This is a genomic window from Xaviernesmea rhizosphaerae, from assembly GCF_001938945.1.
Classification (GTDB): Bacteria; Pseudomonadota; Alphaproteobacteria; order Rhizobiales; family Rhizobiaceae; genus Xaviernesmea; species Xaviernesmea rhizosphaerae.
In genome coordinates this window covers 1-13,489 of the sequence record NZ_MKIO01000016.1, presented here as the reverse complement: position 1 = coordinate 13,489, position 13,489 = coordinate 1, and the positions used below count along the sequence as shown (strand labels likewise).

At 66.0% G+C, this 13,489-nt stretch carries 13 protein-coding genes; 10 read left to right on the top strand and 3 right to left on the bottom strand.

The window, feature by feature from the left end; genetic code table 11:
• Positions 1-72 precede the first annotated feature (72 nt).
• The 8 genes from BJF92_RS00855 to BJF92_RS00820 are packed head-to-tail and all read left to right on the top strand — an operon-like array spanning position 73 to position 8,315.
• Positions 73-726: a Rieske (2Fe-2S) protein gene (locus BJF92_RS00855; RefSeq protein WP_075632904.1), complete on the top strand. Its 654-nt coding sequence runs from the start codon at positions 73-75 to the stop codon at positions 724-726.
• Positions 723-1,568 (top strand): aromatic ring-hydroxylating oxygenase subunit alpha, encoded by an 846-nt coding sequence (locus BJF92_RS00850; RefSeq protein WP_075632885.1) that lies wholly within the window; start codon positions 723-725, stop codon positions 1,566-1,568. The genes BJF92_RS00855 and BJF92_RS00850 overlap by 4 nt, the downstream gene beginning before the upstream one ends.
• The gene (locus BJF92_RS00845; protein ID WP_075632884.1) at positions 1,565-2,257 is read left to right on the top strand and encodes a glutathione S-transferase family protein; all 693 of its coding nucleotides are present in this window, start codon (positions 1,565-1,567) and stop codon (positions 2,255-2,257) included. The genes BJF92_RS00850 and BJF92_RS00845 overlap by 4 nt, the downstream gene beginning before the upstream one ends.
• Positions 2,258-2,261: 4 nt before the next feature.
• Positions 2,262-3,641, top strand: a complete 1,380-nt coding sequence (locus tag BJF92_RS00840) for an amidohydrolase (protein WP_075632883.1) — start codon at positions 2,262-2,264, stop codon at positions 3,639-3,641.
• A gap of 31 nt (positions 3,642-3,672) precedes the next feature.
• Positions 3,673-4,770: a BMP family ABC transporter substrate-binding protein gene (locus BJF92_RS00835; protein WP_198931515.1), complete on the top strand. Its 1,098-nt coding sequence runs from the start codon at positions 3,673-3,675 to the stop codon at positions 4,768-4,770.
• A 10-nt stretch (positions 4,771-4,780) separates the two neighbouring features.
• A complete protein-coding gene (locus tag BJF92_RS00830) occupies positions 4,781-6,325 on the top strand; it encodes an ABC transporter ATP-binding protein (protein WP_075632881.1) in 1,545 nt (514 codons plus the stop codon).
• Complete coding sequence (locus tag BJF92_RS00825) at positions 6,322-7,407, top strand: ABC transporter permease (protein ID WP_075632880.1); 1,086 nt, start codon at positions 6,322-6,324, stop codon at positions 7,405-7,407. Before BJF92_RS00830 ends, BJF92_RS00825 begins: the two co-directional genes overlap by 4 nt.
• Positions 7,404-8,315, top strand: coding sequence for an ABC transporter permease (locus BJF92_RS00820; RefSeq protein ID WP_075632879.1), 912 nt, complete (start codon positions 7,404-7,406; stop codon positions 8,313-8,315). Before BJF92_RS00825 ends, BJF92_RS00820 begins: the two co-directional genes overlap by 4 nt.
• Positions 8,316-8,350: 35 nt before the next feature.
• On the opposite strand, the gene BJF92_RS00815 is transcribed toward BJF92_RS00820, so the two are convergent.
• Together BJF92_RS00815 and BJF92_RS00810 are read right to left on the bottom strand one after the other, a co-directional pair.
• Positions 8,351-8,986 (bottom strand): NrsF family protein, encoded by a 636-nt coding sequence (locus tag BJF92_RS00815; protein WP_075632878.1) that lies wholly within the window; start codon positions 8,984-8,986, stop codon positions 8,351-8,353.
• The gene (locus BJF92_RS00810; RefSeq protein ID WP_075632877.1) at positions 8,973-9,539 is read right to left on the bottom strand and encodes a sigma-70 family RNA polymerase sigma factor; all 567 of its coding nucleotides are present in this window, start codon (positions 9,537-9,539) and stop codon (positions 8,973-8,975) included. The genes BJF92_RS00815 and BJF92_RS00810 overlap by 14 nt, the downstream gene beginning before the upstream one ends.
• A gap of 705 nt (positions 9,540-10,244) precedes the next feature.
• Between BJF92_RS00810 and BJF92_RS00805 the strand changes: the two genes are divergently transcribed.
• Positions 10,245-11,573 (top strand): tetratricopeptide repeat protein, encoded by a 1,329-nt coding sequence (locus BJF92_RS00805; protein ID WP_075632876.1) that lies wholly within the window; start codon positions 10,245-10,247, stop codon positions 11,571-11,573.
• Between the two features lie 594 nt (positions 11,574-12,167).
• On the opposite strand, the gene BJF92_RS00800 is transcribed toward BJF92_RS00805, so the two are convergent.
• Entirely contained in the window at positions 12,168-12,980 is an 813-nt protein-coding gene (locus BJF92_RS00800; protein WP_075632875.1) for a CE1 family esterase, read from the bottom strand.
• A 197-nt stretch (positions 12,981-13,177) separates the two neighbouring features.
• Between BJF92_RS00800 and BJF92_RS24855 the strand changes: the two genes are divergently transcribed.
• Positions 13,178-13,489, top strand: a 312-nt coding sequence (locus tag BJF92_RS24855) for a helix-turn-helix domain-containing protein (protein ID WP_425356437.1), incomplete at its 3' end; no start/stop codon positions are given.

Here is a 13,489-nt window from a genome sequence, read left to right as displayed (position 1 = left end):
ACCGCAGGCAGACTCTGCCCGCCGGCGGTGCAGGAGCCTGCGTAACCATCTGTTATTGTTTGAAAGTTCATGATGCCTCTGGAGTCAGCCCTCGTCTGGACACCGGTCGCCCTTTCGGCGGATCTGCCGGCGGCATCGGTTATCCCCGCGCGTCTTGCCGATGCGGCGCTGGCCGTCTGGCGGGCGCAGGATGGCACGGTGTCCGCCGTGGCCGATCGCTGTCCGCATCGCGGCATGCGCCTGTCCCATGGGTTCGTGCGCGGCGAGGCGCTGTCCTGCATCTATCATGGCTGGCGCTACGGCAAGAGCGGGCGCTGTCTCGCCATCCCCGCTCATCCCGCGCTCACACCGCCGGAGACGATCCGCGTGGCGACCTATCGCGCCGCCGAGCGCGACGGCATCGTCTGGGTCACGGCGAGCCAGGAAGCGGGTGCGGTTCCGGCCCATGACGGCTTTCTCGGCCTGCGCAGCGTCACGGTCGCGGCTTCGCCCGCGCGGCTGGCGGCGAGCCTTGGCGGCACGCTCGATGGCAGTGTGATCGACGGGACGATCGGCGGCGTGACGGCACGCCTGTTGCTGGCGTCTTCGGGCGAAGAGGGCGTTCTGCTCGTCCATCTGCTGATTGCATCCGGCGCCGCGGACGCCGGGAAGATCGCGGCGTCGCGCGCGCTGGAAGGACTGCGCCGCCAGGCCGAGACAGCGACCATCACAGGAGAGGCCGCATGAGCCGCGACGCCATGATCGACGAGTGGTATCCCGTCGGCCTTTTGAGCCAGCTTCTGCCCGAGGGCCGCGAGACCCTGCTGATGGGTGAGACCATCCGCGTCTCGCTGGGTGCCGACGGGCGGGCCAAGGTCGCGACTACCGCGGGCCATCCCCTGCCCGTCACCGAACGCTATGGCCATGTCTGGTCCTCTCTCGGACAGCCTGCCAGGCCGCTCTTCGACATTCCGGAAGCCGAGCATCCCGGTCGGCGCCTGGTGGATGTCGGCGTGGTGCGCGTGCGCTGCTCGCCGCTGCGCGCGGTCGAGAATTTTCTTGATATCGCCCATTTCCCTTTCGTCCATACCGACATTCTGGGCGCCGAGCCGCATACGGAAGTGGAGAGCTACAAGGTCGAGATCCGCGAGGAGGCCGACGAGGTCTGGGCGACGCAGGTGAAATTCTACCAGCCGCAGGCCGCCAAATCCGCCAGCGGCGGCATCACCACGGAGTATATGTACCGGGTGCCGGCCCCGACCTGCTCCGTGCTCTACAAGACCTGCCCGCCGCGCCCGGGCGAATGGGATGTAATCACCCTGTTCGTCCAGCCGCTGACGGAAGAGCTCTGCGATGTCTGGCCGTGGATGGCGCTTTACGATGACGACACGCCGATGACCGATCTCATCCATTTCCAGCAGATGATCTTCCTGCAGGACCGCTCGATTCTCGAAAACCAGATCCCGCGCCGGCTGCCGCTCGATCCCGGCATGGAAATCCCGACACGCGCCGATCTCACCTCCGTCGCCTATCGCCGCTGGCTGAAACGCCATGGCTTTACCTATGGCGCGCAACTGGTGGCCCAATGACCTCCCCATCCCCGGTTCTGTACGACTATATTCTCTCGCCGAGCTGCTACAAGGCGCGCCTGATGGCGGCACTGGCAGGGGTCAGGCTGGCGCTGCGCCCTGTCGATTTCCACCCCGGCGTCGAGCATCGTGGCCCCGAGCTCCTGGCGCTGAACCCGGCTGGCTCCATCCCGATCCTCGTTGCGCCCGATGCCGACGGCGACCTGATCCTCACCGAATCCGCCGCCATTCTCGTCTACCTCGCCAGCAAGGCGGCGCCGGCTTTCCTCGGCTCCGGCAAGCCGGCGGAAAGCGCGCGCATCCAGCAATGGCTCGCCTTCTCCGCCCGGCTGACCGCCAGCCTTGGCGGTGCGCGGCTGCATGAGATGCTGCACAGGCCCGGCGATCTCGCAGGCTTACGCGCCTCCGGCATCGCGGCGCTGCGCGAGCTGGAAGCCGCCCTGTTCGAGCAGCGGCTGAAGGGCGAGGCTTTCCTGGTCGGCAACAGGCCGACCGTCGCCGATATCGCCTGCTTCCCCTATGTCGCGCTCGCCCCGGATGGCGGCGTCTCGCTCGATGCCTATCCGTCGATCCGCCTGTGGATGCGCGCGGTGCGGGCGCTGGAGGGCTTCATCGAAATGCCGGGGATTCACCGCCTGCACGAGCTGAAGCCCGATCCGCATGAAGCACCAGCGACAGCGGAGGCTTGACGCGATGGCCGGCCACCTCCTGAAAAACTGCGCCGCCGTGATCGTCGATGACGGCACCGGCATGACGGTCCGCCGCAATGTCGATCTCCTGACGGAAGGACCGGCGATCAAGGCGATCGGCGAGGGTCTCGCCGCAGGCCCTTTGCCAGAGGGCACGCAGGTGACGGACGCCACCGGCTGGTTCGTCTATCCCGGCCTCGTCAACACCCACCACCACTTCTTCCAGTGCTTCGTGCGCAACCGCGCCGATCTCGACTGGACGAAGCTCTCGGTCATCGAGTGGCTCGACCGGATCTACCCGATCTTCGCGCGGCTGACGGAGGATTGCTTCTACCATTCCTCGGTCACGGCCATGGCCGAAATGATCAAGCATGGCTGCACCACGGCCTTCGACCACCAGTATAATTTCCCGCGCCATGCCGGAAAGCGGCTGATCGACCGGCAGTTCGAGGCGGCCGACCTCTTTGGCATGCGCTTTCACGCCGGTCGCGGCGGCAATTCGCTGCCGAAGTCGGAAGGCTCCACCATTCCCGACGAAATGCGCGAGACGACGGACGAGTTCATCGCCGATTGCGCGCGCCTCATCGACGCCTATCACGACGCCGCGCCTTTCAGCCTGCGCCAGGTGGTGGTGGCGCCCTGCCAGCCCGTCAACGCCTATCGCGAGACCTTCGTGGAATCGGTGCGCCTTGCCCGAGACAAGGGCGTGCGCCTCCACACCCATGTCGGCGAGGGCGAAAGCCCCGTCATCCTCGCCCGCCACGGCCTGCGCACCGTCGATTACCTGCACGAGATGGGCTTTGCCGGGCCGGACACCTTCTACGCCCATTGCTGGGAGCTGACCCACGACGAGCTTCGCACCCTGGCCGCCTCCGGCACCGGCGTGGCCCACTGCCCGGAGCCAGTCTATCTGGTCGGCGCCGAGGTGACCGACATTCCCGCCATGAGCGCTTTCGGCGTGCCCATCGGGCTCGGCTGCGATGGCGCGGCGTCGAACGACAATTCCAATCTCATGCACTGCATCCACTCGGCCTACATGCTGCAATGCCTGGTCGCCTCGACCCGTTCGCATCCCGTGCCGCCGCCCGCCGATTTCCTCGGCTATGCCACGACGGGCGGGGCGCAACTGCTCGGCCGCACCGATATCGGCCGGCTCGCGCCCGGCATGGCCGCCGATCTCTTCGCCATCGACACGCGCCGCATGGATTATGTCGGCACGCGCCACGATCCCTTGAGCCTGATCGCCAAGGTCGGCATCGGCGCGCCTACCGATATGACCATGATCAACGGCCGCATCGTCTGGGCCAAGGGCGAATTCACCGGCCTGGACGAGGCGAAGCTCTTCGCCGAGGCGGAAGCGACGCTGGCCACACTCGATCTCTGAACCAACAAGACCAAAAGAGGGAACCACCATGATCACCGCCATCAACCGCCGCACGCTTCTCAAGGGCGTCGCGCTTTCCGGCCTCGCCAGCGCCATCGGCACGCGCATCACGCTCGCCGCCGACAAGCCGCTCGGCATCGCCCTCGTCGTACCCTCGCCGATCGGCGATGTCGGCTGGGGCCATGCGCTGGCCGCCGGCCTCGATCCGATCAAGGCGGCCTATGGCGACAAGGTGAAGATCACCATTCTGGAAAACATCCCGGAAGGCCCCGACGCCGACCGGATCATGAACAAGGCGGTGGCCGACGGAAACAAGTTCCTGATCGCCGGCTCCTTCGGCTATCAGAACGGCGCGCTGCAGATCGCCCGGCGCAACAAAGACGTGACCGTGCTGCACGCATCGGGCTTCCAGGTCGCGCCGAACTTCTCGCCCTTTGCCGCCAAGTATTTCCAGGGCACCTATCTGATGGGCATGGCCGCCGCCGCGCTGACGAAATCCGGCAAGCTCGGCTCCGTTTCGGCCTTCGCGATTCCCGAGCTCATCACCTCCATCAACGCCTTCGCGCTGGGCGCCCAGGCCGTGAAGCCGGATATCGAGGTCTCCGTCGTCTGGGTGAACTCCTGGTTCGATCCGGCCAAGGAGCAGGAGGCCGCCAAGGCGCTGATGGCGCAGGGCTGCGACGTGATCTTCTCCAACGCGCAGGATACGCCCTCGGTGATTGCGGCCTGCGAGGAAGCCGGCGTCTATGCCTTCAACCTGAACTCCTCGATGAAGAGCTACGCGCCCAAGACCTATCTCGGCTGCGTGGCCACCGACTGGTCGCCCTTCTTCAAGGCCTCGGTCGACGCCCATGTCGCCGGCAGCTTCAAGGGCGCCAATGCCTTCCTCGGCATGTCCGACAAGGTGGTCGAGGTGGTGGACTGGAACCCGGCCATCCCCGCCGACACCATGACGAAGATCAAGGACACGGAGGCGAAGATCGCCGCCGGCAGCGTCTCGCCCTTCACCGGCCCGATCACCAAGGCCGATGGTTCCGAGGGCGTAGCCGCCGGCAAGACGCTGACCGATCCCGAGATCGTCGCCATGAACTGGCACGTCAAGGGCGTGACCACGCCGCTGCCGAAGTGATCTTGCGCCGATGACCCCACCGCTGCTCTCGCTTCGCGGCCTGTCGAAAAGCTACGGCCAGATCCGTGCCAATCAGGGCATTGATCTGGACGTGGCGGAGCGTTCGATCCATGCCATCCTCGGCGAAAACGGCGCGGGCAAATCCACGCTGATGAAGCTGATCTATGGTGTGGAGACACCGGACGAGGGCACGGTGACATGGCAGGGCGCGCCCATCCGGCTCACCTCGCCGGCCGAGGCCCGCCGCCAGGGCATCGGCATGGTCTTCCAGCATTTCTCGCTCTTCGAAACCTTGACGGTGGTGGAAAACATCGCGCTCGTCGTGCCGGGCAAGAAGCGCGAGCTGATCGAACGCGTGCGCACGCTCGGGCGCGATTTCGGCCTGGAGGTCGATCCGCTCGCTGATGTGCATGCGCTCTCGGTCGGCGAGCGGCAGCGGGTGGAGATCATCCGCTGCCTGATGACCGATCCGAAGCTGATCATCCTCGACGAGCCGACATCGGTGCTGCCGCCGCAATCTGTGGAGAAACTGTTCGAGACGCTGAAGCGCCTGCGCGAAGGCGGCGTTTCCATCCTGTTTATTTCCCACAAGCTGGAGGAAATCCGCGCGATCTGCGACCGCGCCACCATCCTGCGTGCCGGCCGGGTCACCGGCCATGTGGACCCGCGCGAACATGACGCCCACGACCTCGCCCGCATGATGATCGGCCGCGACATGCCGGAGATCACCCCGGCCGCGTCCGTCGAGACCGGAGAGAAGCGCCTGGAACTGATCGGCCTAGACCATCGGCCGGACGATCCTTTCGCGGTGGCGCTCAAGCGGGTGACGCTGGAGGTGAAGGCCGGCGAGATCCTCGGCATCGCCGGCATTTCCGGCAATGGCCAGGCGGAGCTTTCCGCCATCATCTCGGGAGAGACCCGCCTCGGGCGCGAGGCTCGGGACAGAATCTTCATGATGGGGCAGGATGTCGGCCGGCTCGATGCCGCCGCCCGCCGCCGTCTCGGCTTCGCCTTCGTGCCGGAAGATCGGCTGGGGCGTGGCGCTGTGCCGGAACTCTCGCTCGTGCTGAACGGCCTGCTTACCGCCCACCCGCTCGGCCTGCTGAAACAGGGTCTCATCGACCGCGCCGGAGCGAAGGCTTTCGCTGAGACCTGCATCCGCGATTTCGACGTGCGCACGCCGGGCCCGGAGGCGGAAGCCGGCGCGCTTTCGGGTGGCAATCTGCAGAAATTCATCGTCGGGCGCGAGATCATGCTGGCGCCGAAACTGCTCTTCGTCGCCCAGCCCACCTGGGGCGTGGATATCGGCGCGGCCACCGCCATCCGCCAGCGCCTCATCGCGCTGCGCAATGCCGGCATGGCGATCCTGGTCGTTTCCGAGGAGATCGAGGAGCTGTTCGAGATCTGCGACCGCATCCAGGTGCTGCATGCAGGTGAACTCAGCCCCTCGCTCGTCACCCGGGAGACACGGGTGGAAGAGATCGGCCGCTACATGATCGGCGCGCAACCCGCAGGCCATGGCACAGCCACATCCCCCGCGGAGGTTTCGGCATGAGCGCTTTCCCCCATCTGGTGCGCCGCGAGAGGGCCTCGCTGTCGGCCACCGTGCTCGCCCCGCTTGCCGCGCTCGCCATCGCCACGCTGCTCAATCTCGCCCTCTATGCCGTGATGGGCAAAAGCCCCGGCGCCGTCTTCCACGCCATGCTGCTGGAACCTTTCCTCTCCTGGGCCTCCTTTTCAGAGGTGCTGCTGAAGATGGGCCCGCTGCTGCTGATCGCGCAGGGGCTCGCCATCGGCTTCCGCGCCAAAGTCTTCAACATCGGCGCGGAGGGACAGTTCATCCTCGGCGCCATCTTCGCCTCCGCCCTGCCCGTCTGGTATCCGGAGGCGACCGGCGGCTGGATCTGGCCGGCCATGCTGCTGTCGGGCGCGATCGGCGGGGCGCTCTGGGCCGCGATTACCGCCTTCTGGCGCGTGCGTCTCAATGCCAACGAGATCCTGGTCTCGCTGATGCTGAGCCTGGTGGCCACGCAGGTGCTGAACTACCTGCTGCTCGGCCCGTGGAAGGACCCTGCCGGTTTCAATTTCCCGCAATCGGTGATGTTCCAGTATGACGCCATGGTGCCGATCCTGATCGACGGCACCCGCGTCAACTGGTCCTTCCCGCTGACGATCCTGTTGTCGCTTGCGGCCTATGTCTTCATGCAGAAGAGTTTCATGGGCTACAAGCTGCAGGTTGGCGGCCTCGCGCCGCGCGCGGCCGGCTATGCCGGCTTCAGCGAGGGCCGCGCGATCTGGCTGTCGCTCTTGATCGGTGGCTTCGCGGCAGGCCTTGCGGGTGCGGCGGAGGTCGCGGGCCCGCTCGGGCAGCTGCAGCGCTCGATTTCGACTGGCTATGGCTATGCCGCGATCATCGTCGCCTATCTCGGCGGCCTGCATCCGCTCGGCATCATCGTCTCCGCGCTCGTCATGGCCGCCATCTATATCGGCGGCGACAATGCCATGGTCTCGGCCGAACTGCCGATCGCAGCGGTGCGCGTCTTCCAGGGCAGCCTGTTGATCGCTTATCTGATCGCCGTCGCCTTCATCCGCTATCGCTTGGAATGGCCGAAAGCCGCAGACCGGAGGCCGGCATGAACGCGGTGGATTTCATTCTCTCAGGCATGCTGGCGGCGGCGACCCCCTTCCTGCTGGCAGCGCTTGGCGAGCTCGTCGTCGAACGCGCCGGCGTTTTGAACCTCGGCGTCGAAGGCCTGATGGCGCTCGGCGCGGTTATCGCCTTCATCGTGGTCTATCATGGCGGCGGTCACATGCTCGCCTTCGCCGCCGCCGGCCTCGCCAGCGTCCTCCTCTCGCTGGTCTTCGCCCTGGTCGCGCTCGGCTTTCGCGCCAACCAGGTGGCAACGGGCCTTGCCATCGGCATTCTCGGCCAGGGCCTCTCGGCCCTCTTCGGCAAGACCTATGAGAGCCTGACGGTGAAGGGCCTGCCGAAGCTCGCTTTGCCCGGCCTTTCCGATCTGCCCGTGATCGGCGGCCTGTTCGTGCAGGATGTCGTCGTCTGGCTGTCGCTGCTGCTGACGCTCATGATCTGGGCAGGTTTCGCCTTCTCCAAGACCGGCCTTGTCCTCCGCGCCGTCGGCGAAAACCCGAAGGCCGCGCATGCGATCGGCTATCCCGTCATCGCCGTGCGCGTGGCGGCGATCGCCTTTGGCGGCCTGCTTGCCGGCTTTGCCGGCGCCTATGCCTCCGTGGTCTATACTCCGCTCTGGGCCGACGGCATGATTGCCGGCCGCGGCTGGATCGCGATTGCCCTCGTCGTCTTCGGCACCTGGCTGACGGGCCGCATCTTCCTCGGCGCCTGCCTGTTCGGGGCCGTCTCGCTGATGAGCCTCGCGGCCCAGGCGACGGGGGTCGAGCTGCCGTCGCAATTCCTGTCCAGCCTGCCCTATCTCGTCACCATCATCGTGCTGGGCATCATCTCGGCCAACAAGCGGCTGTTGAAGCTGAACGGCGTCGCGTCCCTCGGCGAACCTTTCGAGCGATAAAGCAGCGGATCGCCCGCCGAAGACCGCCGCGTCGCCTACCACCTGAGCAGGCGGCGGCCGGCGGCCGCGCCTGTGAGCGTCACCAGGCCGATTGCGATCACATACCAGGTCATCACGAAGAGCGGGCTGTCGTCGGGGCAGTGGAAGGCATAGATGAAGGCGGCCATGGACGCGGCGCTGAACCCGCAGGCAGCACCGGCCCAGCCCGGCCGCTCCGGCGCGCCGGCGCGCATCGCCCAGAGGAAGCCGATCAGCGGCACGGCCGAGAGAACCGGGATAAAGAACAGGCAGAACAGCGCGTTGCGGCCGATCAGGCTCGCCTTCCAATGGTCGGGGGGCAGCACCGAAAGTTCGATGGCGACGGCAGCCGCCAGGAGGGCAGCCGGCAGCAGCAGTGCGCGCAGCGTCCTGCCAAGCGGCACGCCAGGGCGCCCGATGCGAAACACGAGAACGGCCGAGCTTGCCGCCGCCAGCAGGGTCACCGAAAGCTTGGCCACAACGCGCGGCTCGATCATGGCGACGGCCAGATCCGGACGCATCCCGACCGTCGCGATCATCACCAGCGCCGAGACGAGGAAGCCGATGGCGAGCGCGACGGACAGCATGCGCCGCAGGGGGCGCACCGGCGCCGTGTCGGCGCTGAGCAGGGTCAGGAGTTCATCCGTTTTCATTTTGTCCTCCATGATACAGACGGGCCAGCGTCTTCAACGCACGATGCAGCGCGACCCGCACCGCCCCTTCCGTCATGTTCAATCTCTGCGCCGTCTCGCGCACATCCTGTCCTTCCAGCGAAATCGACCGGACGATCTCCTGCTGGCCCTCTTTCAACTGCCGCAGCAGGCGCATGGCATCGCGGCGGTCGTCGATCGCCTCGTCCTGCGGCGCGGCGATGAGCTCGGCAAAATCGTCGATCGCGACACTGGCCGTGCGCCCCCGCCGGCGGAAGGCGTCGATCAGCTTGTGGCGCAGGATCACCTGCAGCCAAGGGCCGAGCGGACGGGCGGGATCCCAGCTGCCGCGCTTGAGATGCAGCGCGATCAGCACGTCCTGCACCACATCCTCGGCCTCGCTCACCGGCACGCTGGCGCGGGCACAGCCACGCCGCGCCGCAGCGCGAAGATAGGGCGTCACATCCGCGAGAAAACGGTGATAGGCCTGGCTATCCCCACGGATGCCGGCGCGCATCCACTCCGCCCATTGCGCCTCCCGATCCCGGCTGACCAATGATATCGATCCTTCTACGTTGCCCTGCGGGCTTTTGTTACGGCCGTCGGCAATGATTTCAAATTTCCGTGTTTCGGGAAAGCGCCCCCAGGAAGCTGGGGACGATAAAAGCTGGTCGGCGCGAACAGCATGCGCTGCGCTTCTACGCCGGCAAATCGCCTTTCGTTACAGGCCGTTGATCGATTTCCCTTGAGAATCGGCACGGTACACGACGCGAGTGTTCTAGCGGCTGCATACGCCGTAGCATCAGGTCGGTCGGCGCACTTCCGCACAACGCATTTTTTGAGGCTGAGCCTCTCCTCGTCGTCATCCTCGGGCTTGTCCCGAGGATCTGCCGACATCAACAAAATCAAAGCGTTGCAGATGCTCGGGACAAGCCCGAGCATGACGGCGGAGAGGTTTTCGCCCTTGATCAAACGCTTCCGCAACCTTCGCTTCAAGAGGCGAAAGAGACGTACCGAAACCGCAAATCAAATGCGTCGTGTCCTGTGAAGAACCGGCCTGAAGACCATCCGCGGTCCCATGCTCCGCCGTCTCGTTCCTGCAGCGGATTTTCCGCAAGCCGGCTGCCGCTTTTCGCCCGATGGTCCAAAGCCCGCAAATTCCCCTCTCAAAGGCTGCCGCCTGTAACGAAGCGGCCCGTGCGCCCGTATCCCCTTTTGTAACCGCCGGCAAAGCGAGCCGGCCCGTTTTCGGGAGCGTGCGATGAGACAGGATGCCTATGACCTCATGACGAGCACCGGCAGTCATGAAGCCTGCCGGGCTTTCGAGAATGCCGTCTACGGTCTGGCCACCCACCGGCCGAGCACGGGCATCGCGCTCTCGGCGGCGCTGGCGGCCGATCCGGATCATGTCGCCGCGCATGCGCTGAAGGGCTTTGCCAATCTGATCCTCGCCCGCGCGGAACTGAAGCCCGTGGCCGCCGGCGCGCTGGCTGATGCGGCGCGCGCCCTCACCCGGCGCGATGGCGGCACGCGCGACGAGCAGGTTCTCGTCGCGGCGCTGGAAGAGGCCTGCGCCGGCGCGTTTCACGCCGCTGTCAGCGTGCTGGAAACGGGGTTCGCCGACCGGCCCGCGACCTTCCTGCCCTTCAAGATCGCCCATGCCCTGCGCTTCATGACAGGCGACCGGGCCGGCATGCTCGCCTCGGCTAGGCGCGCCGCCGGGGCCGCGCCGCAGAACGGGCCGGCAACCGGCTTCATCCAGGGCTGCCTCGCCTTCGCGCTCGAAGAGGCCGGCCATTATGACGATGCCCTGAAGGCAGGCGAGCGGGCCGTTTCGCTCCAGCCGGATGATTCCTGGGGCCTGCATGCCGTCAGCCATGTCCATGAGATGCGCGCCGACACGCAGCGCGGCATAGACTGGCTGGAAGACAGCCGCGGCGCCTGGTCCCGCTGCAACAATTTCTCCTTCCACATGGCCTGGCATCTGGCCCTGCTTCATCTCGAACGCGGCGACCATGCCCGCGTGCTGGAGCTTTATGACGACGAGGTTCGCCCGCAGCAGACCGACGACTTCCGCGACATGGCCAATGCCGTCTCGCTGCTCTGGCGGCTGAACCGGATGGGCGTCCATGTCGGCCGCCGTTGGGAAGAGCTCTCCGCCGTGGCGCGCGGCCGGCAGACCGACACGACCCTGATTTTCGCCGCCCTGCACACCCTCGCCGCCCTGGTCGCCATCGGCGATCAGCAGGCCGCGCAAGCGCTTGTCGTCGAGATCGAGGCCAAGGCGCTGGGCAGCGACGACCAGGCCCGTGTCGCTTCCGAGATCGGCATTCCGCTGGCACGCATGCTGGCCGGCATGGGCGCGCCGGCCGACCGGCAGATGCTCGACCGAATGATGCTGAACCTGCCGAAGATCGGCGGCAGCAATGCCCAGCGCGATTTCTTCATTCTGGCGCTGGCCCAGGCTCTCGGGCAGACCGGCGACCATGTCGGCCTGTCCCATGTCGGCATGGTGCGCGGCAGCCTCAAGCGGGAAGACCGGCTTCTGCGCAGCATCCGCCGCGCAGCGCAGATGCAGCCCAGCGCCTGACCCCTTACGCTTGGAACATCGGACCGAAAAGCGGGAACCGGCTTTCGGATAAATCCGATGCAAAAACAAAATCCTGGAGCATCGGACGGCGCATGATCCACAGGACACAACACCATGATTTGCGACCCTAGCCGGCACCTTTATTCGCCCCTTTGGGCCCCCTTCTCCCCGATGTGGAGAAGAGACGTACGGCGGCGCCGCGCCTCCACCCATAAGAAAATTCAGTTTGTGCATGATTTTCCCAAGGGCTGGATTGGTGTTCCGTGCTGCCGACTGGGTCTCTTCTCCCCCGCGGGGAGAAGATGCCGGTAGGCAGATGAGGGGGCCGACACAGCGCGCGAACCTTTGTGTCGTGTACTGTGCGTGTGATCTTCAGTCCGATGCTCCGGGGCGCGATCCGGTCGGATTGACTGAGATCGGCGGCTCACAAGCCTTTTTACGTGAAGCCTGTCACCCTGGTCGGATTATGCCCCCAGGGAGCCGGTCTCCGGCCTCCGCCGCCTTGGCCAGCAGAGATCGCAATCGACCGCGGCATTGCTTTCCGATGCGCAGGCGCAGTCTCTGCTGGTCCGGCCTCGTCTGGTCGGGCGGCGCCTAGCGCGCCACCGGATAGCCGAGCGCCGTCAGTGCCGCGTCGAGATCGCTGACCCGCACGACATGCCCGCCCGCATGCAGGCAGAGCATGCTGTCGCCGCGCCTGCAGCCTGAGGCGACGGTGCAATCGAGATCGGCGACCAGCGGCCTGCGCGGTACCGGCGCGTCGCAAGCCGCCCTCTGGCGATAGAGCGCGATGCTCTTGAACGTATCGCCCTGGTGGTGAGAGGCGCCGATCGCCCGGCCCGCCAGCGGAAAGGTTCCATCCGCCCGGCCATGCACATGGATCATCGGCGGCAGGGCGGCGGTGCAGTCGGTGGGCCGGGGCAGCGGATCCCAGAACACGCCGGAAAAGGTGAGCATCCCGGCAAAGCGGCCCCCTTCGTCGCAGGCCGCATACCAGGCCATGGAGGCCCCCAGGGAAAAACCGCCGATCAGCGTATTGGCAGGCCGAAAACTGTGGCTGCGGCCGAGGTCCGCAAGCACATGGCGCAGATAGGCCAGATCGTCCCGGCTCTTCTCAGGCCCGCCGCGCACCGACCAGCTCCCCTGATAGCCATCAAGCGCGACGAAGGCGAGATGATGCGCAAGCACGGTGTCGACAAGCGTGGTCTGCCGCATCTGGTCCTCGGCGGACCCCATATAGCCGTGAAAATAGACATAGGCGCCTTTGGCCTCTCCCGCCGGCACGACGATGCGATAGTCCCCGCCCGGGACCGGACAGGCAACCGATCCGCCACAGGCACCCCGGCCTGCCTCCGCCTGCAGGCACGCGAAAAGCAGCACCGTCAGCGCAAGCATTCCTCTGACCATGAATGCCCTCCCCCCGTTTCAATCCGAATGACCGCTTGCGCCAGCCTTGCGGATCAGCCAGTCCTCCCGAAAGGATCAGGTTCCGGGAGAGCTGGCAAGGATCAAATCGGCGCGGACCCGACTGATACCAACCCTCAATGATGCCGACTCTCGGGATTCCCAAAAGGCGACGAATCTGAATCGATGGCGCAAACAGGATGTTTGCGATGGGTTCGGCGATTTCGTTGCGGTCAGACTATGACGGGCATGGGTTGCGACGTCTGGCTCGGCAGACAAAGGATGCCGACCAGGCTCGCCGTCTTCTCGCCCTCGCATCAATCTATGATGGTGGTTCCCGGGCTGACGCCGCGCGGCTCGGCAGCGTTACAGTTCAGATCGTGCGGGACTGGGTAGTCCGCTTCAATGATCGAGGTACCGACGGTCTGATTAATGGCAAAGCTCCCGGCAAGCCCTCGCTGCTGAATGACGATCAGCGGGCAGCCTTGGCGCAAGCCATAGAACGCGGACCT

What these genes read in the sequence shown, in the direction of transcription:
- BJF92_RS00855 (WP_075632904.1), top strand. Translation starts at nt 73, where the DNA reads ATGCCTCTGGAGTCAGCCCTCGTCTGGACACCGGTCGCCCTTTCGGCG.
- BJF92_RS00850 (WP_075632885.1), top strand. Translation starts at nt 723, where the DNA reads ATGAGCCGCGACGCCATGATCGACGAGTGGTATCCCGTCGGCCTTTTG.
- BJF92_RS00845 (WP_075632884.1), top strand. Translation starts at nt 1,565, where the DNA reads ATGACCTCCCCATCCCCGGTTCTGTACGACTATATTCTCTCGCCGAGC.
- BJF92_RS00840 (WP_075632883.1), top strand. Translation starts at nt 2,262, where the DNA reads ATGGCCGGCCACCTCCTGAAAAACTGCGCCGCCGTGATCGTCGATGAC.
- BJF92_RS00830 (WP_075632881.1), top strand. Translation starts at nt 4,781, where the DNA reads ATGACCCCACCGCTGCTCTCGCTTCGCGGCCTGTCGAAAAGCTACGGC.
- BJF92_RS00825 (WP_075632880.1), top strand. Translation starts at nt 6,322, where the DNA reads ATGAGCGCTTTCCCCCATCTGGTGCGCCGCGAGAGGGCCTCGCTGTCG.
- BJF92_RS00820 (WP_075632879.1), top strand. Translation starts at nt 7,404, where the DNA reads ATGAACGCGGTGGATTTCATTCTCTCAGGCATGCTGGCGGCGGCGACC.
- BJF92_RS00815 (WP_075632878.1), bottom strand. Translation starts at nt 8,986, where the DNA reads ATGAAAACGGATGAACTCCTGACCCTGCTCAGCGCCGACACGGCGCCG.
- BJF92_RS00805 (WP_075632876.1), top strand. Translation starts at nt 10,245, where the DNA reads ATGAGACAGGATGCCTATGACCTCATGACGAGCACCGGCAGTCATGAA.
- BJF92_RS00800 (WP_075632875.1), bottom strand. Translation starts at nt 12,980, where the DNA reads ATGGTCAGAGGAATGCTTGCGCTGACGGTGCTGCTTTTCGCGTGCCTG.